Origin of the sequence: Embleya scabrispora DSM 41855 (assembly GCF_000372745.1) — a bacterium.
Classification (GTDB): domain Bacteria; phylum Actinomycetota; class Actinomycetes; order Streptomycetales; family Streptomycetaceae; genus Embleya; species Embleya scabrispora.
Genome location: NZ_KB889574.1, coordinates 70,059 through 94,332 on the forward strand (window position 1 = coordinate 70,059; position 24,274 = coordinate 94,332).

Below are 24,274 nucleotides of genomic sequence, written 5' to 3' on the forward strand. Positions count from 1 at the left end.
TATCCATGCGATTCGCCGCGTCAGCGACGACGCGACTTCCGGTCGTCCTTCTCGTGACCGCGGAAGGTCCGAGTCGGCGCGAACTCGCCGAGCTTGTGGCCGACCATCGACTCGGTCACGAACACCGGGACGTGCTTACGGCCGTCGTGCACCGCGATCGTGTGGCCCAGCATCGCCGGGACGATCATCGAGCGGCGGGACCAGGTCTTGATGACGTTCTTGGTTCCCTTGTCGTTCTGTACGTCCACCTTCTTGATGAGGTGGCCGTCGACGAAGGGTCCCTTCTTGAGACTGCGCGGCATCGAGACTGCTCCTAGCGCTTCTTGTTCGTCTTGCGGCGGCGGATGATGAGCTTGTCGCTGGCCTTCTTCGGCCGGCGAGTACGACCCTCGGGCTTACCCCAGGGGCTCACCGGGTGGCGACCACCAGAGGTCTTACCCTCACCACCACCGTGCGGGTGGTCGATGGGGTTCATCGCCACACCGCGGACGGTCGGGCGCTTGCCCTTCCAGCGCATGCGACCGGCCTTGCCCCAGTTGATGTTCGACTGCTCGGCATTGCCGATCTCGCCGACCGTCGCCCGGCAGCGCACGTCCACCAGGCGAATTTCGCCCGAGGGCATGCGGAGGGTCGCGTGGGCGCCCTCCTTCGCCAGCAGCTGCACGCTGACACCCGCGGAACGGGCGATCTTCGCGCCGCCACCGGGCCGAAGCTCGATGGCGTGGATGACCGTACCGACCGGGATGTTCCGGAGCGGCATGTTGTTGCCCGGCTTGATGTCGGCGCCCGGACCGTTTTCGATCCGGTCGCCCTGCTTCAGCTTGTTCGGGCAAAGGATGTAGCGCTTCTCGCCGTCCGCGTAGTGCAGAAGAGCGATGCGCGCGGTGCGGTTCGGGTCGTACTCGATGTGAGCGACCTTCGCCGGAACGCCGTCCTTGTCGTTGCGCCGGAAGTCGATCAGTCGGTACGCGCGCTTGTGGCCGCCACCCTGGTGGCGAGCAGTCACACGGCCGTGGTTGTTACGACCACCCTTGCTGTGCAGAGGGCGGACCAGCGACTTCTCCGGCTCGGACCGCGTGATCTCGACGAAGTCGGCGACGCTGGCGCCACGACGGCCCGGCGTCGTCGGCTTGTACTTGCGGATGCCCATGGCTTCTCTTAGTCCTCGTCCGTATCAGCGGCCGTCAGCCGACGGGTCCACCGAAGATGTCGATCCGCTCGCCCTCTGCAAGGGTGACGATCGCGCGCTTCGTGTCCTTGCGCTTGCCGAAACCGGTCTTGGTGCGCTTGCGCTTACCAACGCGGTTGATCGTGTTGACGCTCTCGACCTTGACCCCGAAGACCGCGATGACGGCCTGCTTGATCTGGGTCTTGTTGGCGTCGGGGTGCACGATGAACGTGTACTTGTTCTCGTCGATGAGCCCGTAGCTCTTCTCCGAGATCACCGGCTTCAGCAGCACGTCGCGCGGGTCGGTGTAGGTCTTGCTGGTGACCTTCGTCGTGCTCTCGACGGTGTCGGTGCTCACGCGTGGCTCCCTTCGAGCTCGTCGGAGCTCGCGACCGCCGAGGCGGCCTGCGCCGGTCCGGCGATGAAGCGCTCCAGAGCGGCCTTCGTGAAGACCACGTCGTCGGAGACGAGCACGTCGTAGGTGTTCAGCTGCCCGACCTCGAGCAAGTGCACCTGCGGAAGGTTGCGGGCGCTCAGCCAGGCAGTGGTGTCGGACTTCTCGACGACCAGGAGCACGTTCTTGCGCTCACTGATCTTGCCGAGCAGCGTCTTCGCCGCCTTGACCGACGGCTTGTCGCCCTCGATCAGCGCGGAAACGCAGTGGATGCGCTCGTGACGCGCCCGGTCGGAGAGGGCGCCGCGCAGGGCGGACGCCTTCATCTTCTTCGGGGTCCGCTGCTCGTAGTCACGCGGCACGGGACCGTGCACGACGCCACCACCGGCGAACTGCGGCGCGCGGGTCGAACCCTGACGGGCGCGACCGGTGCCCTTCTGGCGGTACGGCTTGCGCCCACCACCGCGGACCTCGCCACGAGTCTTGGTCTTGTGCGTGCCCTGACGAGCCGCGGCGAGCTGGGCCACGACGACCTGGTGGATCGTCGGGATGCTCACCTGGACGTCGAACAGCTCCGCGGGGAGGTCGATCGTCCCGGACTTCTCGCCGGCGGGCGAAAGAACGTCAATGCTGGTCATGAAATTCACACACCCTTCGCAGCAGTGCGCACCAGAACCAGGCCGCCGTTCGGACCGGGGACCGCGCCCTTGATCAGGAGCAGGCCCTTCTCGGCGTCGACGGCGTGAACGGTCAGGTTCTGGGTGGAGACGCGCTCGTTACCCATGCGGCCTGCCATGCGCACGCCCTTGAACACACGACCCGGGGTGGCGCAGCCACCGATCGAGCCGGGCGAGCGGTGCTTGCGCTGCGTACCGTGCGAGCTGCCGAGACCCTTGAAGCCGTGCCGCTTCATGACACCGGCCGTGCCCTTGCCCTTCGAGGTGCCCATGACGTCGACCTTCTGGCCGGCCTCGAACACATCGGCGGTGATCTCGTCGGCCAGCTTGTACTCGCCGGCGTCGGAGGTGCGCAGCTCGACCAGGTGGCGGCGCGGGGTGACCCCGGCCTTGGCGAAGTGGCCGGCGAGCGGCTTGTTCACCTTGCGCGGGTCGATCGCGCCGAACGCGATCTGGACGGCGGAGTAGCCGTCGACCTCGGCGTTGCGGACCTGGGTCACGACGCAGGGCCCGGCCTCGACCACAGTCACTGGAACGACGCGGTTGTTCTCGTCCCAGACCTGGGTCATGCCGAGCTTCTTGCCCAGAATGCCCTTCATCTGCTTCGTCATCGTCGGTGCGTCCTCAGAGCTTGATCTCGATGTCGACGCCGGCCGGCAGGTCGAGACGCATAAGCGAGTCGACCGTCTTCGGCGTGGGGTCGAGGATGTCGATGAGCCGCTTGTGAGTGCGCATCTCGAAGTGCTCGCGCGAGTCCTTGTACTTGTGCGGCGAGCGGATGACGCAGTACACGTTCTTCTCGGTCGGCAGCGGCACCGGTCCCGCAACCTGCGCACCAGTACGCGTCACCGTCTCGACGATCTTCTTCGCCGAACTGTCGATGACCTCGTGGTCGTAGGCCTTGAGCCTGATGCGGATCTTCTGTCCCGCCATGGCTGCTTCGAATTCCTTCTCTCGTACCGCTGCGGATCACCCCCGCTGACACGGGGAGAAGACTTGGGCTGAAAACCCGTTGGGGTTTCCCTTCCCCGCCGACCCCCGCGGTCGGGCGTGTCGCTCTGTTGCTCACAAGCACCCCTTGGAAACCCTTACGGGCGGCCTGGGGGCCTGGGCAACGTACTCTCGGCATCACCTTCGCTGCGGCAAGCGAAAGGACGACACGAGGTCGCTAAGCGACGACGCCGGCTGCATGGGTGGCAGGACAGAAGTCCACCGATTGTTCGGAGTCAACAAGGCCGGCGCCCGATTCCGTCTGTGCGACAGGCACGGCGCAGCCCGTTGTCTATCCGAGCAACTTGGCTAGTATGCCCCACGAATGGCGGGCTTGGCCAATCGAGCGACTCTCCCAGGTTTGAGAGAGCCCCCGAGCAATGGATATCCGGTCCCACCTTGGGGGTGGAATCGATCCGGACAAAGCCCCGCCCGCCGACCCAGGTGGACCGGCGGGCGGGATTTCATCACTTCTTGATCTTGACGACCTGGCCGGCGCCCACGGTGCGGCCACCCTCACGGATGGCGAAACGCAGGCCCTCTTCCATGGCGATCGGCTGGATCAGCGCGACGTCCATGCCGGTGTTGTCACCCGGCATGACCATCTCGGTGCCCTCGGGGAGGGTCACCACGCCGGTCACGTCCGTCGTACGGAAGTAGAACTGCGGCCGGTAGTTGTTGAAGAAGGGGGTGTGACGGCCACCCTCGTCCTTCGACAGGATGTAGACCTGAGCCTCGAAGTCGGTGTGCGGCGTGACCGAACCCGGCTTGATGATGACCTGGCCGCGCTCGACGTCCTCGCGCTTGATGCCACGAAGGAGCAGACCGACGTTCTCGCCCGCCTGGCCCTCGTCGAGCAGCTTGCGGAACATCTCGATGCCGGTGACCGTGGTGGTGGTCTTGGTCTCCTTGATGCCGACGATGTCGACAGTCTCGTTGACCTTGACGATGCCACGCTCGATGCGGCCGGTGACGACGGTGCCACGACCGGTGATCGTGAAGACGTCCTCGACGGGCATGAGGAACGGCTTGTCGGTGTCACGCGGCGGGGTCGGGATCGCCTCGTCGACGGCGGCCATCAGGTCGAGGAGCTTGGAGCCCCACTCCTTGTCGCCCTCGAGCGCCTTGAGCGCCGAGACCCGCACGACCGGAAGGTCGTCGCCCGGGAACTCGTACTCGGAGAGGAGCTCGCGCACCTCGAGCTCGACGAGCTCCAGGATCTCCTCGTCGTCCACCATGTCGGCCTTGTTCAGCGCGACCACGATGTACGGAACGCCGACCTGGCGGGCCAGGAGCACGTGCTCCTTGGTCTGCGGCATCGGGCCGTCGGTGGCGGCGACCACGAGGATCGCGCCGTCCATCTGCGCGGCACCGGTGATCATGTTCTTGATGTAGTCGGCGTGCCCGGGGCAGTCGACGTGCGCGTAGTGACGGTTCTCCGTCTGGTACTCGACGTGCGCGATCGAGATCGTGATACCGCGCTGCCGCTCCTCCGGCGCCTTGTCGATCTGGTCGAACGGCGTGAAGGGGTTCAGGTCCGGGTACGCGTCGTGCAGCACCTTGGTAATCGCCGCGGTCAGCGTCGTCTTACCGTGGTCGATGTGACCAATGGTGCCGATGTTGACGTGCGGCTTAGTCCGCTCGAACTTAGCCTTCGCCACTGGGGTCCTCCTGTGGACTGGTTCTTTACGCCGTACGACGTCGGGTATCGGGGGTGAGCCGGGGCGGGGGCACCGGAGTCCTGCGGACCCCGGGTCCCCCTGGTATCGCTGATGCCGCGGTGGCGGTGATTACTCGCCGCGCGACTTGGCGATGATCTCCTCGGCGACGTTCCTCGGAACCTCGGCGTAGGAGTCGAACTGCATGGAGTAGCTCGCGCGACCCGAGGTCTTGCTGCGGAGGTCGCCGACATAGCCGAACATCTCCGACAGCGGGACCAAAGCCTTGACGACACGCGCACCAAAGCGCTCGTCCATGGCTTGGATCTGGCCGCGACGCGAGTTGAGGTCGCCGATCACATCGCCCATGTAGTCCTCGGGCGTGGTGACCTCGACGGCCATCATCGGCTCGAGAAGAGCCGGACTGGCCTGCCGAGCCGCTTCCTTGAACGCCTGCGAACCGGCGATCTTGAACGCGAGTTCGGACGAGTCGACCTCGTGGTAGCCACCGTCGATCAGCGTCAGTCGCACGCCGACCATCGGGTAGCCGGCGAGAACGCCGTACTGCATGGCCTCCTGCGCACCCGCGTCCACCGAGGGGATGTACTCCCTGGGGATACGGCCACCGGTGACCTTGTTGACGAACTCGTACGCGTCGCCCTCGAGCGGCTCGAGCGCGATCTGCACCTTGGCGAACTGACCGGTACCACCGGTCTGCTTCTTGTGCGTGTAGTCCACACGCTCGACGACCTTGCGGATCGTCTCGCGGTAGGCCACCTGCGGCTTGCCGACGTTGGCCTCCACGCGGAATTCGCGCTTCATCCGGTCGACCAGCACCTCGAGGTGCAGCTCGCCCATGCCGCCGATGATCGTCTGGCCGGTCTCCTCGTCGGAGTGCACCTGGAACGAGGGGTCCTCGGCGGCGAGGGACTGGATGGCGACACCCAGCTTCTCCTGGTCGCCCTTGGACTTCGGCTCGATCGCGACCTCGATGACCGGGGCCGGGAACGTCATCGACTCCAGGATCACCGGGTTCGCCGGGTCGCAGAGCGTCTCACCGGTGGTGGTGTCCTTGAGACCCATCACCGCGATGATGTCGCCCGCGCCGACCGACGGGATCTCCTCACGCTTGTTCGCGTGCATCCGGTAGATCTTGCCGATGCGCTCCTTGCGGCCCTTCACCGAGTTCAGCACGGAGCTGCCGGCTTCCAGGACGCCCGAGTACACCCGGACGAAGGTGAGCTTGCCCAGGTGCGGGTCACGCATGATCTTGAAGGCGAGGCCCGCGAAGGGCTCGTCATCGCTCGGCTGGCGAACGATGACCTCTTCTTCCTTGTTGACCGCGTGACCCTGGATGCCCTCGATGTCGAGCGGCGACGGCAGGTAACGAACGACCGCGTCGAGCAGGGGCTGGACGCCCTTGTTCTTGAACGCGGTGCCACAGAACACGGGGGTGAACGTGGGCTTGCCCTTGTTCTCACCCTTGGTCGAGGCGATGGTCGCGCGACGGATCGCGGCGATCAGCTGCTCCGTGGTGGGCTCTTCGCCCTCCAGGTACAGCTCCATCATCTGGTCGTCGTACTCGGCGATCGTCTCGAGCAGCTTGCCTCGGTACTCGGCGGCGGCCTCGGTGTGCGTGGCCGGGATGTCGACGACGTCGTACATCTCGCCCTTGGCCGCCTCGGCCGACCAGACCAGCGCCTTCATGGCGACCAGGTCGACAACACCCTGGAAGTCCATCTCGGTGCCGATCGGCAGCTGCATCACCAGCGGAACCGCGCCCAGTCGCGCGTCGATCATGTCGACACAGCGGTGGAACTCGGCGCCGGTGCGGTCGAGCTTGTTCACGAAGCAGATGCGCGGCACGCCGTACCGGTCGGCCTGACGCCAAACGGTCTCGGACTGCGGCTCCACGCCGGCGACACCGTCGAAGACGGTGACGGCGCCGTCGAGCACGCGCAGCGAACGCTCCACCTCGACGGTGAAGTCGACGTGGCCGGGGGTGTCGATGATGTTGATCGTGTGATCGACGTCGTCGAGCGTCCAGTGACAGGTCGTCGCGGCAGACGTGATGGTGATGCCGCGCTCCTGCTCCTGTTCCATCCAGTCCATGGTGGCAGCGCCCTCATGAACCTCACCGATCTTGTAGTTGACCCCGGTGTAGAACAGGATCCGCTCGGTGGTGGTGGTCTTGCCCGCGTCGATGTGGGCCATGATGCCGATGTTTCGGACCTTGGCCAGATCAAGAGCAGTGGTAGCCATCGTGGCTTGTCTTCTCTCGGCTTCTCGTCGTTGCGGGTGGAACTACCAGCGGTAGTGCGCGAAGGCCTTGTTGGACTCGGCCATCTTGTGGGTGTCCTCGCGGCGCTTGACCGCGGCGCCCAGACCGTTGCTCGCGTCCAGGAGCTCGTTCATCAGACGCTCGGTCATCGTCTTCTCGCGACGAGCGCGGGAGTAGCCGACGAGCCAGCGGAGAGCGAGGGTCGTGGAGCGGCCCGGACGGACCTCGACCGGCACCTGGTAGGTCGCGCCACCGACACGGCGGCTGCGGACCTCGAGGGTCGGCTTCACGTTCTCGAGGGCACGCTTGAGCGTGATGACCGGGTCGGTACCGGTCTTCTCGCGGCAGCCTTCGAGCGCGCCGTAGACGATCTTCTCGGCGACGGAGCGCTTGCCGCTCATCAGGACCTTGTTCACCAGCGAGGTGACCAACGGCGAGTTGTAAACCGGGTCGATGATGACCGGTCGCTTGGGGGCAGGGCCCTTACGCGGCATTAGCTCTTCTCCTTCTTCGCGCCGTAGCGGCTGCGCGCCTGCTTGCGGTTCTTGACACCCTGGGTGTCGAGCGAACCACGAATGATCTTGTAGCGGACACCGGGGAGGTCCTTCACACGACCACCGCGAACGAGCACGATCGAGTGCTCCTGGAGGTTGTGACCCTCGCCGGGGATATAGGCCGTCACCTCGATGCCACTCGTGAGGCGCACACGCGCGACCTTGCGAAGCGCCGAGTTCGGCTTCTTCGGCGTCGTCGTGTAAACACGGGTGCACACGCCGCGACGCTGCGGGCTCCCCTTGAGCGCCGGAGTCTTGGCCTTGTCGACCTTGTCCTGGCGGCCCTTTCGGACCAGCTGCTGGATCGTGGGCACCGCGTCTCCGTCTTCTTCGTGCCGAGCGGTCTTTTTGAAGCGACTGCAATGTCTGAATCGGCCTGCATCCCGGTCGACGCCGGAGCCAACCGCAAGATCCGACCCCCGCGGTCGGGCGTGTCGCCCGGTCTTGGGAGTGTGCTTGTTCGGGAGGCTGCGGGTCGGTCTCCCGCGCCCTCTCACGCACGCATCCCGTCGGGATTGCGGTGAGCGCAGGCACAAGAGCCCGGGGACACCCCAGGCACAAGGAGAGAGACTACCTACCACAGCAGCAGAGGTCAAAGCGAAAAGAAAGACCCCCACCACGACATCGAATTCGGCGCTCTCACCTTCGTGGAGCACCGAATCGTTCAGGGCGGTACATCACCCTCCGAGCCCCACCGTACCCGGCATTGCGGCCCGAGGCGAACGAGCACGCGCCCGGCCGGCGCCGCACGGCCCGAACGTGACTCAGCACACCGCGCGCAGCGCGCCGAACAGGTTCAGGTGCTCCGAATAGTCGTGGTGGTTCGAGTCCAGCACGAGCACCACGATGGTCAGCGCCAGGAGGGCCATGCCGATCCAGCCCAGGACCACGCCGGCGATCGCCATGCCCCGGCCCTGCTGACCGGTGCGGGCGGTCTGGGCCAGCGCTATGTGGCCGAAGATCACCGCGAGCAGGCTGCCCAGCCAGTACAGCCAGACGATGCCCAGGATCATCGACGCGATGGCCAGGCCGTTGGTGCCCGGCTGGGGCAGGTAGCCGCCGTAGCCGGGGTACTGGTGGTAGCCGTAGCCGTACGGCGGCTGGTGCCCGTACTGCGGCGCCTGGCCGTAGCCGTACGGGGCGGGCGACTCCCCCGGCCCGTAGCCGTAGCCGTAGGGCGGGTACGGCTCGCCGTAGGGGCTCTGCGCATCGCCGTGCGGCTGCTCTCGGTGGGGACCGTACTCGGACCCGCCAGGGGTGCTCATGGGGTTCTCCCGGAGTGGGACGGCGCGTTGGGAGCATCGTCGCACCGATCGGAGCGGGCGGTGGAGAGGTACGCGTACACAAAGGTGTGGACATGCGACAGGGCCGCCATCCCGAAGGATGGCGGCCCTGTCGCTACTACCGGTGAATCGGCCCGGCCATGGGCGGATCAGCCCTGGTAGCCGCCGAAGTCGTACTCCTCCAGCGGGACGGCCTGGCCGGAGCCGGTGCCGAACGCGGAGTAGTCGGCCTCGTCGTACCCGGACATCGAGTACATCGCGGCCTTGGCCTCCTCGGTGGGCTCGACCCGGATGTTGCGGTAGCGGGGCATGCCCGTACCGGCCGGGATGAGCTTGCCGAGGATCACGTTCTCCTTCAGGCCCAGCAGCGGGTCCGACTTGGCGTGGATCGCCGCGTCGGTCAGCACTCGGGTCGTCTCCTGGAAGGAGGCCGCCGACAGCCACGACTCGGTGGCCAGCGACGCCTTCGTGATGCCCATGAGCTGCGGACGACCCGAGGCCGGGTGCCCGCTCTCGGACATCACCCGACGGTTCTCGGTCTCGAACCGGCCGCGCTCGACGAGCTCGCCCGGAAGCAGCTCGGCGTCGCCCGACTCGATGATCGTCACGCGGCGGAGCATCTGCCGAATGATGATCTCGATGTGCTTGTCGTGGATCGACACACCCTGCGAGCGGTAGACCTGCTGGACCTCCGCCACGAGGTGGATCTGCACCGCACGCTGGCCGAGGATGCGCAGCACGTCGTGCGGGTTGACCGCACCGACGAGCATCTTCTGACCGACGTCGACGTGGTCGCCCTCGTCGACCAGCAGGCGCGAGCGCTTGCTGACCGCGTACGCCAGTTCCTCGGAACCGTCGTCCGGGACCACCACGACCTTGCGGGTCTTCTCGGTGTCCTCGATGCGCACCCGACCGGCCGCCTCGCTGATCGGGGCGACACCCTTGGGGGTGCGCGCCTCGAAGAGCTCGACGACACGCGGCAGACCCTGCGTGATGTCGTCACCCGCCACACCACCGGTGTGGAAGGTGCGCATCGTCAGCTGGGTGCCGGGCTCACCGATCGACTGGGCGGCGATGATGCCGACCGCCTCGCCGATGTCCACGAGCTTGCCGGTCGCCAACGAGCGGCCGTAGCACATGGCGCACGTACCGACCTTGGACTCGCAGGTCAGCACCGAACGCGTCTTCACCGACTCGACGCCCTCGGCGACGAGGTGGTTGATGATCACGTCGCCGAGGTCGGCGTTGGCCGGGGCCAGCACCTTGCCGTCGACGACGACGTCCTCGGCCAGGTTGCGGGCGTACACGCTGGTCTCGACGTCGTCGTCCTTGCGGAGCACGCCGTCGGCGCCGCGGGTGGCGATCGACAGGACCAGACCGCGGTCGGTGCCGCAGTCCTCCTCGCGCACGATCACGTCCTGCGAGACGTCCACCAGACGACGGGTCAGGTAACCCGAGTCGGCGGTACGCAGCGCGGTGTCGGCCAGACCCTTACGGGCACCGTGCGTCGAGATGAAGTACTCGAGGACGGACAGGCCCTCACGGAAGGACGCCTTGATGGGACGGGGAATCGTCTCGTTCTTGGCGTTGGACACCAGACCACGCATACCCGCGATCTGACGCATCTGCATCATGTTTCCGCGAGCACCCGAGTCGACCATCATGAAGATGGGGTTCGTCTTGGGGAAGTTCAGGTTCATCGCCTCGGCAACCTCGTTGGTCGCCTTGGTCCAGATCTGAATCTGCTCCTGCTGACGCTCGTCCTTGGTGATCAGGCCGCGCTCGTACTGCTTCTGGACCTTCTCGGCCTGGGCCTCGAAGCGCTCCAGGATCTCCTTCTTCGCCGGCGGGACGACGACGTCGGAGATCGAGACGGTGACACCGGAACGGGTGGCCCAGTGGAAGCCGGCCTCCTTCAGGTTGTCCAGCGTTGCCGCCACGACCACCTTCGGGTACCGCTCCGCCAGATCGTTCACGATGATCGACAGCGTCTTCTTGCCGATCTCCTCGTCGACGAACGGGTAGTCCGCCGGCAGGAGCTCGTTGAACAGCGCGCGACCGAGCGAGGTGCGCACGCGCAGCGGCGAACCGGGCTCCCAGCCCTCCGGCGCGACCCAGCCGCGCGAGGGGACCATGCCGGCCGGCAGCCGGAGTTCGATCTTCGCCTGCAGGTCGAGCTCACGGGCGTCGAACGCCATGATCGCCTCGGCCGTGGACGCGAAGACGCGCCCGTCGCCCTTGGTGTTCTCCCGCTCGGAGGTCAGGAAGAACAGGCCGAGCACCATGTCCTGGGTCGGCATGGTGACGGGACGACCGTCGGCCGGCTTCAGGATGTTGTTGCTCGACAACATGAGGATGCGCGCCTCGGCCTGCGCCTCCGCGGAGAGCGGCAGGTGAACGGCCATCTGGTCACCGTCGAAGTCCGCGTTGAACGCGGTGCACACGAGCGGGTGAATCTGGATGGCCTTGCCCTCGACGAGCTGCGGCTCGAACGCCTGGATGCCCAGACGGTGCAGCGTCGGTGCGCGGTTGAGCAGCACCGGGTGCTCGGCGATGACCTCTTCGAGCACGTCCCACACCACGGGGCGGGCGCGCTCGACCATGCGCTTGGCCGACTTGATGTTCTGCGCGTGGTTGAGGTCCACCAGGCGCTTCATCACGAACGGCTTGAACAGCTCGAGCGCCATGGCCTTCGGCAGACCGCACTGGTGCAGCTTGAGCTGCGGGCCGACGACGATGACCGAACGCGCGGAGTAGTCCACACGCTTGCCGAGCAGGTTCTGCCGGAAACGACCCTGCTTGCCCTTGAGCATGTCGGACAGCGACTTGAGCGGCCGGTTGCCGGGGCCGGTCACCGGACGACCGCGGCGGCCGTTGTCGAACAGCGCGTCGACGGCCTCCTGGAGCATCCGCTTCTCGTTGTTCACGATGATCTCGGGGGCACCGAGGTCGAGCAGACGCTTCAACCGGTTGTTGCGGTTGATCACGCGGCGGTACAGGTCGTTCAGGTCGGAGGTCGCGAAGCGGCCACCGTCCAGCTGCACCATCGGACGCAGGTCCGGCGGGATCACCGGGACGCAGTCCAGGACCATGCCGTTGGGGCTGTTCCGGGTCTGCTGGAACGCGGAGACGACCTTGAGGCGCTTGAGCGCCCGGGTCTTCTTCTGGCCCTTGCCGGTACGGATGATCTCGCGCAGCTTCTCGGCCTCGGCGTCGAGGTCGAACGACTCCAGCCGACGCTGGAGCGCCTGCGCGCCCATGCCGCCCATGAAGTACGTGCCGAAGCGGTCACGCATCTCACGGAAGAGGATCTCGTCGCCTTCGAGGTCCTGGACCTTGAGGTTCTTGAACCGGGTCCAGACATCGTCGAGACGGTCGAGCTCGCGCTGGTTGCGGTCGCGCAGCTGCTTCATCTCGCGCTCGGCACCCTCGCGCACCTTGCGGCGGACGTCGGACTTGGCGCCCTCGGCCTCCAACTCGGCGAGGTCGGTCTCGAGCTTCTTCTGGCGCTCTTCGACGCTGGCGTCACGACGCTGCTCGATCTGCTGACGCTCGACCGAGATCTTGGCGTCGAGGGACGGCAGGTCGCGCTGGCGACGCTCGTCGTCGACGTACGTGATCATGTACGCCGCGAAGTAGATGACCTTCTCGAGGTCCTTCGGGGCGAGGTCGAGCAGGTAGCCGAGGCGGCTGGGCACGCCCTTGAAGTACCAGATGTGCGTGACCGGCGCGGCGAGCTCGATGTGGCCCATGCGCTCACGACGCACCTTGGCGCGAGTCACCTCGACGCCGCAGCGCTCACAAATGATGCCCTTGAAGCGGACGCGCTTGTACTTGCCGCAGTAGCACTCCCAGTCCCGGGTCGGGCCGAAGATCTTCTCGCAGAAGAGCCCGTCCTTTTCCGGCTTCAGGGTGCGGTAGTTGATGGTCTCGGGCTTCTTGACTTCACCGTGCGACCACTGGCGGATGTCGTCTGCGGTAGCGAGGCCGATACGCAGCTCGTCGAAGAAGTTGACGTCGAGCACTGTTTCGTCAATCCCTCTTTCGGGGTTTGGTCCCGGCGGTCACGGCGGGGGCTGTGCCGTGCTCACCAGTGTGTGTCTTCATCAGGACTGGGGTCGAAATCCCGGGGCCGGCCTCACGGCCGGACCCGGGAGGGAGCCTCAGACCTCTTCGACGCTGCTCGGCTCACGCCGCGACAGGTCGATACCAAGCTCCTCCGCAGCGCGGAAGACGTCCTCGTCGGTGTCGCGCATCTCGATCGACATACCGTCGCTGGAGAGGACCTCCACGTTGAGGCAGAGCGACTGCATCTCCTTGATGAGCACCTTGAAGGACTCGGGGATGCCCGGCTCCGGGATGTTCTCGCCCTTGACGATCGCCTCGTACACCTTCACGCGGCCGAGGACGTCGTCGGACTTGATGGTCAGCAGTTCCTGGAGCGCGTAGGCGGCACCGTATGCCTCGAGTGCCCACACCTCCATCTCACCGAATCGCTGGCCACCGAACTGGGCCTTACCACCCAGCGGCTGCTGGGTGATCATCGAGTAGGGACCGGTCGACCGGGCGTGCAGCTTGTCGTCGACCAGGTGGTGCAGCTTGAGGATGTACATGTACCCGACCGATACCGGGTGCGGGAACGGCTCGCCGGAGCGGCCGTCGTACATCTTCGCCTTGCCGGTGCCGTCGATCAGACGGACGCCGTCGCGGGTCTTGTTGGTCGAGTCGAGGAGACCGGTGATCTCCTCCTCGCGCGCACCGTCGAAGACCGGGGTGGCGACGTTGGTGCCGGGGGCACCCTGGTCGGCCGCGATCGCCCGGAGGCGACCCTTCCAGTCCTCGTCGTCGCCCTCGACGCTCCAGCCGGTCTTGGCGATCCAGCCGAGGTGCGTCTCCAGGACCTGACCCGGGTTCATTCGGGACGGGACACCGAGCGGGTTGAGGATGATGTCGACCGGGGTGCCGTCCTCCAGGAACGGCATGTCCTCGACCGGCAGGATCTTCGAGATGACGCCCTTGTTGCCGTGGCGACCGGCGAGCTTGTCACCGTCGGTGATCTTGCGCTTCTGCGCGACGTAGACGCGGACCAGCTGGTTCACGCCCGGCGGCAGCTCGTCGCCGGCCTCGCGGTCGAAGACGCGGACGCCGATGACCTTGCCCGACTCGCCGTGCGGGACCTTGAGCGAGGTGTCGCGCACCTCGCGCGCCTTCTCGCCGAAGATCGCGCGGAGCAGGCGCTCCTCCGGGGTCAGCTCGGTCTCACCCTTGGGCGTGACCTTGCCGACCAGGATGTCGCCGGGCACGACGTCGGCGCCGATCCGGATGATGCCGCGCTCGTCCAGGTCCGCGAGGACCTCTTCGGAGACGTTCGGGATGTCCCGAGTGATCTCCTCCGGGCCGAGCTTGGTGTCACGGGCGTCGACCTCGTGCTCCTCGATGTGGATCGAGGAGAGGACGTCGTCCTGCACCAGACGCTGCGACAGGATGATCGCGTCTTCGTAGTTGTGACCCTCCCATGGCATGAACGCCACGAGCAGGTTCTTGCCGAGGGCCATCTCGCCCTCTTCGGTGCACGGACCGTCGGCCAGCACCTGGCCGGCCTCGACCCGAGCGCCCTCGTCGACGACGACCTTCTGGTTGAAGGACGTGCCCTGGTTCGAGCGCATGAACTTCTGCACGCGGTACGTGGTGTACGTCGCGTCGTCGTTCATGACGGTGATGTAGTCGGCCGAGACGTCCTGGACCACACCCGGCTTCTCCGCGGTGATCACATCGGCGGCGTCGACCGCGGCGCGGTACTCCATGCCGGTGCCCACCAGCGGGGACTCCGCCTTCAGCAGCGGCACGGCCTGGCGCATCATGTTCGAGCCCATGAGCGCGCGGTTCGCGTCGTCGTGCTCGAGGAACGGGATCATCGCGGTCGCGACCGACACCATCTGGCGCGGCGAGACGTCCATGTAGTCGACTTCGTCGCCGGGGATGTAGTCGATCTCGCCGCCGCGGCGACGCACGAGCACACGAGCCTCGGCGAACGAGTCGTCCTCGTTCAGCGGCGCGTTCGCCTGGGCGATGACGAAGCGGTCTTCCTCGTCGGCCGTCAGGTAGTCGATGCCGTCGGTGACCCGACCCTCGATCACCTTGCGGTACGGGGTCTCCACGAAACCGAACGCGTTGACCCGACCGTAGGACGCGAGCGAGCCGATCAGACCGATGTTCGGGCCTTCGGGGGTCTCGATCGGGCACATCCGGCCGTAGTGCGACGGGTGCACGTCACGGACCTCGAAGCCGGCCCGCTCACGGGAGAGACCGCCGGGGCCCAGGGCGGACAGACGACGCTTGTGGGTCAGGCCCGACAGCGGGTTCGTCTGGTCCATGAACTGGGACAGCTGGCTGGTGCCGAAGAACTCCTTGATGGAGGCGACGACCGGCCGGATGTTGATCAGGGTCTGCGGCGTGATCGCCTCGACGTCCTGGGTGGTCATCCGCTCGCGGACGACGCGCTCCATCCGGGCCAGGCCGGTGCGGACCTGGTTCTGGATGAGCTCGCCGACGTTGCGCAGACGACGGTTGCCGAAGTGGTCGATGTCGTCGACCTCGACCACGATCTCCTGGCCGGAGGCGCCCGCCATCTCGGTCTCGCCGGCGTGCAGCTTGACCAGGTACTTGATGGTGGCGATGACGTCCTCGACGGTCATCACGCCGGCGTCCAGGGCCTGCTCCACCCCGAGCTTCTTGTTCACCTTGTAGCGGCCGACCTTCGCGAGGTCGTAGCGCTTCGGGTTGAAGTAGAGGTTCTCGAGCAGGGTCTGCGCGGCCTCGCGGGTCGGCGGCTCCCCCGGACGCAGCTTGCGGTAGATGTCCAGCAGCGCGTCGTCCTGGCCCTGGGTGTGGTCCTTCTCCAGGGTCTGCCGCATCGACTCGTACTGGCCGAACTCCTCGAGGATCTGGGAGTCGGTCCAGCCGAGCGCCTTCAGCAGCACGGTGACGCTCTGCTTGCGCTTGCGGTCGATGCGGACGCCGACGGTGTCGCGCTTGTCGATCTCCAGCTCGAGCCAGGCGCCACGCGAGGGGATGACCTTCGCGCTGAAGATGTCCTTGTCGGACGTCTTGTCGACCTGGCTGTCGAAGTACACACCCGGGGAGCGAACCAGCTGGGACACCACGACACGCTCGGTGCCGTTGATGATGAAGGTGCCCTTGTTCGTCATGAGCGGGAAGTCGCCCATGAAGACCGTCTGGCTCTTGATCTCGCCGGTCTCGTTGTTGGTGAACTCGGCCGTGACGAACAGCGGCGCCGAGTAGGTGAAGTCGCGCTCCTTGCACTCCTCGATGGAGTTCTTCGGAGGCTCGAACCGGTGGTCCCGGAACGTCAGGGACATCGAACCGGAGAAGTCCTCGATCGGAGAGATCTCTTCGAAGATCTCTTCGAGGCCGGACTTGGTGGGCACATCCTGTCCGCCCGCGAGGGCGGCCTCGACCCGTGCCTTCCACGCACTGTTGCCGAGCAGCCAGTCGAAGCTCTCGGTCTGCAACGCGAGAAGGTTCGGAACCTCCAGGGGTTCCCTGATCTTGGCGAAGGAGATGCGGAGCGGGGCAGTGGCGGCGCCGGGGTTGGTAGCGGAGGCGGTGCGCGAGGCGGCCAAGAGGGGTCCTTCCGAGGGCTCGGACTCACTATGCGCATACTGGACGGCCCGGGTTCATACACCGGGAGAAGTCAATAGGCAGCGCAAAGGGTCAGTGTAGCCACAAGGCACACCGCTGTCCAGCCCCTATTGAAGGGCCGGTCCACCACCCGGATTCAGAAACCATCCGGCAACCGTGCTTCAGGGGTGCGTCCGAAGAATTGCGCGCCCCGATCCGTTCGTCAAGGGGTTGCTTTCCCCCTCAGAGCCGACGGAACCCTTCCGCGCCCCGAGAAAACCGGACGTAGGTCCTGATCCCGCGGCCTGCGACGAGAGTCTCGTCACAGTGGCCGACCGGGTCCGCGGGGAACCTCGGGAAGCCTGGAAAACACGGTAGACCGCCGGTCCGACAACGACCGGATCGGGCGCTCGCAGGGCGACCCGCGCGCCCTGGCGCGCGCCCTCGGCAGGGCGGGACCGGCCTGGTACGAGGGGGTCCGGTGAGCGCTGAGAGTGTTGGGAGTATCACCCTTTCGAGCGAGGCCGAGAGGGGTATGTCCGACTCTGTACGGGTCGTCGCGAGGGTTGCCCGGCGCCGGCGGGCGGTCCGTGAACCGCTCCGGAAAAGCCCGAAGGCGACCGCCCTGACGGGCGGTCGCCTTCGGTGATGCCACCCGGAGGGCGGCGTCGAATTACTTGACCTCGACCGAGGCGCCGGCGCCTTCGAGGGCAGCCTTCGCCTTCTCGGCGGCCTCCTTCGAGACCTTCTCCAGGAGCGCCTTGGGGGCGGAGTCCACGAGGTCCTTGGCCTCCTTCAGACCGAGGCTCGTGAGCGCGCGCACCTCCTTGATGACCTGGATCTTCTTGTCGCCGGCACCCGTGAGGATGACGTCGAACTCGTCCTGCTCCTCGACGACCTCGGCGACGGCGCCCGTGCCGGCGGGGCCCGCGACGGCGACCGGAGCGGCAGCCTTGACGTCGAAGGTGTCCTCGAACAGCTTCACGAAGTCCGCGAGCTGGATGAGGGGCATGGCCTTGAACTCTTCGATGAGCTCTTCGTGGGTGAGCGCCATGATCGGCGGTCCTTCCTGATCAATTCGGCGGGTGCCGGGTGGTGTGGATGGGCGGGGGCGCTGCCCCCGGCGACGTCGGTCGCGACTGCCGAACTACTCGGCGGTCTCGGCCTCGGCGGCGGGAGCCGGCTCGCCGGCACCGCCCTGCTCGGCCTTCGCCCGAAGCGCGTCCGCGGTGCGGACGAACTGCGAGAGCGGAGCCTGGAAGGTCGCCGCGGCCTTGGCCATGGATCCCTTCATGGCACCCGCCAGCTTGGCGAGCAGCACCTCACGGGTTTCGAGGTCCGCGAGCTTCTTGATCTCGTCGGCGCTGAGCGCCTTGCCCTCAAGGACGCCGCCCTTGATGACGAGAAGGGGGTTCGCCTTGGCGAAGTCACGCAGGCTCTTCGCGGCCTCCACGGGGTCACCCGTGACGAACGCGATCGCGGACGGGCCCTCGAAGAGGTCGTCCAGCTGATCGATGCCCGCCTCGTTGGCGGCGATCTTGGTCAGCGTGTTCTTCACCACGGCGTACTGCGCGTTCTCACCGAGCGAACGACGCAGCTCCTTGAGCTGCGCGACGGTGAGCCCGCGGTACTCGGTCAGCACTGCGGCGTTCGAGTCACGGAACTGCTCCGTGAGCTCGGCGACCGCGGCCGCCTTGTCGGGCCTCGCCATAGGGCTGGCCTCCTTCCGCGATGCGATTGCCGATCGACCGTGGCGGTCGACCGTGTGCCGGATGAATACGCCGGTCCGCAGGGCGGAAGGGGTCCACATACGAAAAACGCCCCGGCGCAGGCGCACGGGGCGTACATCCTCGAATCACGCGGAATCCGCGTGCTTCGGGGGCAACGTCTCACGTTCACACCTGCGCAGGTCGTCCGCGATGCGGAACCTTCGTTTGCCGACCCTGCCTTACGGCACGACGACAACGACCGACGGTCTTTGGCTTGGTGCCAAGGTACGCGACGGCACTCGTTCGGAGCAAATCGGTTACCGGGGGACCGGCAGCGACGGCATCCCGGGCATCGACGGCATGCCGGGCATGCTCGGCAGGCCCTTGGTGAGGTCGCTCATGTCGAAGACCTGGTCGGCCGGCGGCGGCGCGATGTCGAACTTCGCGCCCCAGTTCGTGTAGTCACCCGCGAAGACCATCGGCCCCTGGTTGCTCTGGGTGTGGTTCTCCACGTGGGTGACCAGCTTGTCCGGGCCGATCCACACGTCGATCTTCTCGGTCGTCACGCCCAGCGCCGCCTGCTGCTGCCGCAGGGTCTCGATATCCGCCTCGGTGAGGTTGGCGTCGATGTCCGCGATCAGCTTGCCGAATTCGATGGTGCCGGCGAAGTGCCGGGTGCGGACACCTGCGCGGTCCTCGGTGCCGACCTCCTTGAGGTCACCCGCCTGGAGCAGCAGCGCCACGCTCTTGGCCGGATTCCCGGTCGCGATCACGTCGGCCATGAGCTTGCCCATCGCGTCGCGCCCGGCCATTCCCGCGGTGCCCGACTTCATCCAGGACTTGCCGCCCATCATGGGCGTCTTCATGTTGATGTAGGCGGCGTCCTTGGTCGTCACACACTTCAGCTCGCCCATGGTGACCTCGCTGAGGTTGGTGCCGCCCGCCCACGACATCCGGCCCTCGAATTTTCCGCCGCCGGGCATCCGGGCGCCTGCCGGAAGTTGCGGGTTCGGGGACTGTCCACCCGGGGACTGCCCGCCCGAGGCGAGGCCGGGGATCGAGGTGGTGCCGGAGAACTGCACCGACTGCTTCTGGGCGGTGGCCTTCTCCACGTCGTCCAGGAAGGCGCCCGCGGCGCTCTTGGCCCCTCCAGCGCCCTTCTTCGGCGTGCTCTCGCCGTCGTCGCCGCACGCGGTCAGTCCGCCGAGCGCGAGCAGGGCCGCGGTGACGGCGGCGGTGAGGTGGGTCCGGTGTGCTCGCGTACGCATAACGCTCTCCCCGTGGCATGTCGTCGATCGACGATCGTGGCGACCCTACCGACGGCCGTACCGCGCGTCAGGAGGTTTCTCCCTCCCCTTCGCCCGGGCGTGGTGGGTGTCCGGACGTGCCGAGGCCCGGCACACCGTGCGGTGTGCCGGGCCTCGTTCGCGTGCGGGGCGGATCAGACCGCCTCTTCCTCCACCAGGAGGTTGCGGGTGCGGTTCGGGTCGACCTGGATGCCGGGGCCCATCGTGGTCGAGACGCCGACCTTCTTGATGTAGCGACCCTTGGCGGCCGACGGCTTCGCGCGGAGCACCTCTTCGAGGGCGGCGGCGTAGTTCTCGACGAGCTGGGTGTCGTCGAACGTCGTCTTGCCGATGATGAAGTGCAGGTTCGAGTGCTTGTCGACGCGGAACTCGATCTTGCCGCCCTTGATCTCGTTCACGGCCTTCGCCACGTCGGGCGTGACCGTGCCGGTCTTCGGGTTGGGCATGAGGCCACGCGGGCCGAGCACGCGGCCCAGGCGGCCGACCTTGCCCATCAGGTCCGGGGTGGCGACGACGGCGTCGAAGTCGAGCCGACCCTTGGCGACCTCGTCGATGAGCTCGTCGGAACCGACGATGTCGGCGCCGGCAGCCTTGGCAGCCTCGGCACGGTCACCGGTCGCGAAGACCAGGACCCGGGCGGTCTTGCCGGTGCCGTGCGGGAGGATGACGGTGCTGCGGACCATCTGGTCGGCCTTGCGCGGGTCGACACCCAGGCGCATGGCCACCTCGACGGTGCCGGCGAACTTGGTGGGCGAGGTTTCCTTGGCCAGTCGAACGGCCTCGAGCGGCGAGTAGAGCCGCTCGTGGTCGATCTTGGTGTCGGCCTCGCGGTAGGACTTGCTGCGCTTCACTGAAAGCTCCTGGAATTCCGAAAGGAGTTGTGGTGGGAGCGGGTCGCGCGGACCCTTCCACTCCGCGAGGTCGTGGGCTTGCGCGCACTTCCTCGCGTCGGTTCTGGTACTGCCGGACTGCGGGGCTCGATCAGCCCTCGACCGTGATGCCCATCGAACGCGCGGTGCCGGAGATGATCTTCTCCGCGGCGTCGATGTCGTTGGCGTTCAGGTCGGCCATCTTGGTCTGCGCGATGCCGCGGATCTGCTCGCGGGTGACCTTGGCGACCTTGGTCTTGTGCGGCTCGCCCGAGCCCTTCTCGACACCGGCGGCCTTGAGGATCAGGCGCGCGGCCGGCGGCGTCTTCGTCACGAAGGTGAAGGAACGGTCTTCGTAGACCGAGATCTCCACCGGGACGATGTCGCCACGCTGCGACTCGGTCGCCGCGTTGTACGCCTTGCAGAACTCCATGATGTTGACGCCGTGCTGGCCCAGAGCGGGACCGACCGGCGGGGCCGGCGTGGCTGCGCCGGCCTTGATCTGCAGCTTGATGATCGCTGACAGCTTCTTCTTCTTGGGAGGCATTTTTTTCCGGGTCCTTCGACGAGATGTACGTCCCGATCACCACGCGGAGCGCGGACGTGTTCGGGCCCGCCACGCGGTGCGGCGCCCACTCAACGATAACCACCGTTGTGAGGGCGCCTTGTCCACCACCCGGATGCGACCCCGGCGAAACGGGGTCCCACCTGGGGGAAGTATCAGTTCTTCTGGATCTGGTTGAACGAGAGCTCGACCGGCGTCTCGCGCCCGAAGATCTCCACCAGGCCCTTGACCTTCTGCGAGTCGGCGTTGATCTCGTTGATCGTCGCCTGCAGCGTCGCGAAGGGGCCGTCGATGACGGTGACCGAGTCGCCGACCTCGAAGTCGAGCACCTTGACCTCGGTCGTGCTCTTGGCGCCGCCGCCGGCGCCGGTCGCCTTCTCCTCCTCGGGAGCGAGGATCTTGACGACCTCGTCGAGGGTGAGCGGGAAGGGCTCGTGCGCGTTGCCGACGAAGCCGGTGACCCCGGGGGTGTTCCGGACGGCGCCCCACGACTCGTTCGTCAGGTCCATCCGGACCAGCACGTAGCCGGGGAACTTGTTGCGCTTGACGGTCTTGCGCTGGCCGTTCTTGATCTCGACGACCTCTTCCTGCGGCACCTCGACCTGGAAGATGTAGTCCTCCATGTTGAGCGAGGTGGTGCGGGACTCGAGGTTGGCCTTCACACGGTTCTCGTAACCCGCGTAGGAGTGGATGACGTACCACTCGCCCGGGGCGCGGCGGAGCGCGTCCTTGAAGTCCTCGGCCGGGTCGCTTTCGGGGACGTCCTCGAGTTCGGCGTCGTCGCCGGCCTCGGCGTCGTCGTCCTCGAACTCGTCGTCGTCCGCGCCCTCGGCGTCGTCCTCGGCGGCCTCGGCGTCTTCCACTTCGTCATCGGTGGAGACGGGCGAGGCCTCGGCCACGTCCTCGTGAGTTGCAGCCTCGAGAGCTGCGTCCTCGAGAGCTGCGGCCTCCGCCTGCTCCGACAGGGCCACCGTCTCGTCGGCGGAGTTGTCGGCGGACAGGTTCGGGTCAGACACGTTGGGTGCTTCTTCCTGGCTGGGGGTCGAACGGTCGTTGCAGGCGCGCTACGAAAGGGTGGGGCTCAGCCGAAGATGGCGAGCGCGGCCTTCGCGAAGCCGAGGTCGAGTCCGTAGACGATTCCGATGATCATCAGACAGAACACGATGACCACCGTGGTGTACGTGCTCAGCTCGTTACGGGTCGGCCAAACAACCTTACGCAGCTCGGCGATGATTTGCCGGTAGAAAAGAGCCGCCCGCGCGAACAGGTTCTTCTTTTTCTGCTCCGGCTTGCCCGAAGAACCCTTCGGGCGATTCGCCCGGCGACCGCCGGGGGGCTCGTCGTCGGAGCCGCGGCCATCAGAGCTGCTGTGCTCAGGCGTAGCCGTGGAGCCGTGGGCCTCCGTCAACTCGTCCTCACCTGATCCGGTCCGACCGTGGATCACCGACGGGGTTGTCGGCGCCGACAGTTTGCGCTGACTGCGTACGAGTCACGATCGATCCGGGGATCGACCGCGGTCGCACATCGCAGGGCACGAGGGACTTGAACCCCCAACCCCCGGTTTTGGAGACCGGTGCTCTGCCAATTGAGCTAGTGCCCTTCACGTGGTCATCAACCTAGCGGAGTCGCCGACCCGAGAACACAAGATTTTCGGGCGCGGCAGGATGCAGGTTGGGACCGCCAAGCGTCGAGTGTACGGGGTCGAGTGCGTCAGGTCGAACCCGTGCCGCGTGGGTAGGCGCTTCGGCTCCGCGGCGACGTGCCCGCGCCGGGGTGGAATGGGACCATGGCCGGCATGACGGCTCCCACCCCCAGTTCCCCGTCCGTGCCCGCGTCGAAGCGCCGGATCTCGGCCCGCGTCGGTGCCATCGCCGAGTCCGCGACGCTCGCGGTCGACGCCAAGGCCAAGGCGCTCAAGGCCGCCGGTCGCCCCGTGGTCGGCTTCGGCGCCGGCGAGCCGGACTTCCCCACGCCCGACTACATCGTGGACGCGGCGGCGGCGGCCTGTCGCGAGCCGAGGTTCCACCGCTACACACCGGCCGGCGGGCTGCCCGAGCTGAAGGCCGCGATCGTCGCCAAGACCCTGCGCGACTCGGGCCTGGCGGTGGACCCGGCCCAGGTGCTGGTGACCAACGGTGGCAAGCAGGCGATCTACGAGGCGTTCGCGGCCATCCTGGACCCGGGCGACGAGGTGCTCGTACCGGCGCCGTACTGGACCACCTACCCGGAGTCGATCAAGCTCGCGGGCGGCGTCCCGGTGGACGTGGTCGCCGACGAGGGCACCGACTACCTGGTGTCCGTCGAGCAGCTGGAGGCGGCGCGCACCGAGCGCACCAAGGTGCTGGTGTTCGTCTCGCCGTCGAACCCGACCGGCGCGGTGTACTCGCGGGAGCAGACCGAGGCGATCGGGCGCTGGGCGGTCGAGCACGGGCTGTGGGTGCTGACCGACGAGATCTACGAGCACCTGGTCTACGACGACACCGAATTCGTGTCGATGCCGGTGGTGGTGCCGGAGCTGGCGGACCGCTGCGTGATCGTCAACGGGGTCGCCAAGACGTACGCGATGACCGGCTGGCGGGTCGGCTGGATCATCGGTCCCCGGGACGTGATCAAGGCCGCCGCGAACCTCCAGTCCCATGCCACCTCGAACGTGTGCAACGTCGCCCAGGCCGCCGCGCTCACCGCGCTGACCGGCGATCTGGCCGCGGTGGACACGATGAAGGTGGCCTTCGACCGTCGCCGGCGCACGATCGTGCGGATGCTGAACGAGATCCCGGGGGTGCGGTGCCCCGAGCCCAAGGGCGCGTTCTACGTCTACCCGTCGGTCAAGGGGGTGCTGGGCAAGGAGATCCGGGGGGTGCGTCCGGCGACCTCGGCCGAGTTGGCGAACCTGATCCTGGACGAGGTCGAGGTGGCCGTGGTGCCGGGCGAGGCCTTCGGCACCCAGGGCTACCTGCGGCTGTCCTACGCGCTCGGCGACGAGGATCTGGTCGAGGGGGTCGACCGGATCGCCCGGCTGTTGGGCGAGGCGAAGTAGTCGACCCGGATCCGGGCCGTCGTACGGGTGACCGTGCGGCGGCCCCGGCGCGCCGGCGGGGTCGTTCACGTGCCGGCCCCCGAAGTTTCGGCTCACCTTCAGGGGATCATCCGCGGTACCCCTCACGTGCGCGGGCCCGGT

Annotated in this window: 21 protein-coding genes and 1 tRNA gene; 1 reads left to right on the forward strand and 21 read right to left on the reverse strand. The window is 66.9% G+C overall.

What is annotated here, in order from left to right:
- Positions 1-20: 20 nt before the first annotated feature.
- The 21 genes from rpsS to A3IC_RS0106515 all read right to left on the reverse strand — a co-directional run bounded on the left by rpsS (position 21) and on the right by A3IC_RS0106515 (position 22,696).
- The gene (gene rpsS / locus A3IC_RS0106415; protein WP_020549233.1) at positions 21-302 is read right to left on the reverse strand and encodes a 30S ribosomal protein S19; all 282 of its coding nucleotides are present in this window, start codon (positions 300-302) and stop codon (positions 21-23) included.
- 11 nt (positions 303-313) lie between these two features.
- A complete protein-coding gene (rplB, locus tag A3IC_RS0106420) occupies positions 314-1,150 on the reverse strand; it encodes a 50S ribosomal protein L2 (RefSeq protein ID WP_020549234.1) in 837 nt (278 codons plus the stop codon).
- A 34-nt stretch (positions 1,151-1,184) separates the two neighbouring features.
- Positions 1,185-1,526, reverse strand: a complete 342-nt coding sequence (rplW, locus tag A3IC_RS0106425) for a 50S ribosomal protein L23 (protein ID WP_020549235.1) — start codon at positions 1,524-1,526, stop codon at positions 1,185-1,187.
- The gene (gene rplD, locus A3IC_RS0106430) at positions 1,523-2,200 is read right to left on the reverse strand and encodes a 50S ribosomal protein L4 (protein WP_020549236.1); all 678 of its coding nucleotides are present in this window, start codon (positions 2,198-2,200) and stop codon (positions 1,523-1,525) included. The genes rplW and rplD overlap by 4 nt, the downstream gene beginning before the upstream one ends.
- Positions 2,201-2,205: 5 nt before the next feature.
- Positions 2,206-2,850, reverse strand: a complete 645-nt coding sequence (gene rplC, locus A3IC_RS0106435; protein ID WP_020549237.1) for a 50S ribosomal protein L3 — start codon at positions 2,848-2,850, stop codon at positions 2,206-2,208.
- Between the two features lie 13 nt (positions 2,851-2,863).
- Entirely contained in the window at positions 2,864-3,172 is a 309-nt protein-coding gene (rpsJ, locus tag A3IC_RS0106440) for a 30S ribosomal protein S10 (RefSeq protein WP_020549238.1), read from the reverse strand.
- A 524-nt stretch (positions 3,173-3,696) separates the two neighbouring features.
- Complete coding sequence (gene tuf, locus A3IC_RS0106445; RefSeq protein WP_020549239.1) at positions 3,697-4,890, reverse strand: elongation factor Tu; 1,194 nt, start codon at positions 4,888-4,890, stop codon at positions 3,697-3,699.
- Positions 4,891-5,019: 129 nt separating this feature from the next.
- Positions 5,020-7,149: an elongation factor G gene (gene fusA / locus A3IC_RS0106450; protein WP_026217945.1), complete on the reverse strand. Its 2,130-nt coding sequence runs from the start codon at positions 7,147-7,149 to the stop codon at positions 5,020-5,022.
- Between the two features lie 42 nt (positions 7,150-7,191).
- The gene (gene rpsG, locus A3IC_RS0106455) at positions 7,192-7,662 is read right to left on the reverse strand and encodes a 30S ribosomal protein S7 (RefSeq protein ID WP_020549241.1); all 471 of its coding nucleotides are present in this window, start codon (positions 7,660-7,662) and stop codon (positions 7,192-7,194) included.
- Entirely contained in the window at positions 7,662-8,036 is a 375-nt protein-coding gene (gene rpsL / locus A3IC_RS0106460; protein ID WP_020549242.1) for a 30S ribosomal protein S12, read from the reverse strand. Before rpsL ends, rpsG begins: the two co-directional genes overlap by 1 nt.
- A 450-nt stretch (positions 8,037-8,486) precedes the next feature.
- The gene (locus A3IC_RS61895) at positions 8,487-8,987 is read right to left on the reverse strand and encodes a DUF4190 domain-containing protein (protein ID WP_020549243.1); all 501 of its coding nucleotides are present in this window, start codon (positions 8,985-8,987) and stop codon (positions 8,487-8,489) included.
- A gap of 167 nt (positions 8,988-9,154) precedes the next feature.
- Entirely contained in the window at positions 9,155-13,030 is a 3,876-nt protein-coding gene (locus A3IC_RS0106470) for a DNA-directed RNA polymerase subunit beta' (RefSeq protein WP_020549244.1), read from the reverse strand.
- 138 nt (positions 13,031-13,168) lie between these two features.
- Entirely contained in the window at positions 13,169-16,648 is a 3,480-nt protein-coding gene (gene rpoB / locus A3IC_RS0106475; protein WP_020549245.1) for a DNA-directed RNA polymerase subunit beta, read from the reverse strand.
- A 671-nt stretch (positions 16,649-17,319) separates the two neighbouring features.
- A complete protein-coding gene (gene rplL / locus A3IC_RS0106480) occupies positions 17,320-17,700 on the reverse strand; it encodes a 50S ribosomal protein L7/L12 (RefSeq protein WP_020549246.1) in 381 nt (126 codons plus the stop codon).
- Between the two features lie 93 nt (positions 17,701-17,793).
- Positions 17,794-18,357: a 50S ribosomal protein L10 gene (gene rplJ / locus A3IC_RS0106485; protein ID WP_020549247.1), complete on the reverse strand. Its 564-nt coding sequence runs from the start codon at positions 18,355-18,357 to the stop codon at positions 17,794-17,796.
- Positions 18,358-18,672: 315 nt separating this feature from the next.
- Complete coding sequence (locus A3IC_RS0106490; protein WP_020549248.1) at positions 18,673-19,623, reverse strand: SCO4651 family lipoprotein; 951 nt, start codon at positions 19,621-19,623, stop codon at positions 18,673-18,675.
- A gap of 173 nt (positions 19,624-19,796) precedes the next feature.
- Positions 19,797-20,513, reverse strand: a complete 717-nt coding sequence (gene rplA / locus A3IC_RS0106495) for a 50S ribosomal protein L1 (protein WP_020549249.1) — start codon at positions 20,511-20,513, stop codon at positions 19,797-19,799.
- A 130-nt stretch (positions 20,514-20,643) separates the two neighbouring features.
- Positions 20,644-21,078, reverse strand: a complete 435-nt coding sequence (rplK, locus tag A3IC_RS0106500) for a 50S ribosomal protein L11 (protein WP_020549250.1) — start codon at positions 21,076-21,078, stop codon at positions 20,644-20,646.
- 173 nt (positions 21,079-21,251) lie between these two features.
- Positions 21,252-22,097: a transcription termination/antitermination protein NusG gene (gene nusG, locus A3IC_RS0106505; protein ID WP_205354287.1), complete on the reverse strand. Its 846-nt coding sequence runs from the start codon at positions 22,095-22,097 to the stop codon at positions 21,252-21,254.
- 80 nt (positions 22,098-22,177) lie between these two features.
- Positions 22,178-22,504 (reverse strand): preprotein translocase subunit SecE, encoded by a 327-nt coding sequence (gene secE / locus A3IC_RS64340; protein WP_079026295.1) that lies wholly within the window; start codon positions 22,502-22,504, stop codon positions 22,178-22,180.
- Positions 22,505-22,623: 119 nt separating this feature from the next.
- Positions 22,624-22,696: transfer RNA gene (locus A3IC_RS0106515), tRNA-Trp, on the reverse strand.
- A gap of 195 nt (positions 22,697-22,891) precedes the next feature.
- Here A3IC_RS0106515 and A3IC_RS0106520 point away from each other — a divergent pair.
- A complete protein-coding gene (locus A3IC_RS0106520) occupies positions 22,892-24,133 on the forward strand; it encodes a pyridoxal phosphate-dependent aminotransferase (protein ID WP_026217946.1) in 1,242 nt (413 codons plus the stop codon).
- Positions 24,134-24,274: the final 141 nt, after the last annotated feature.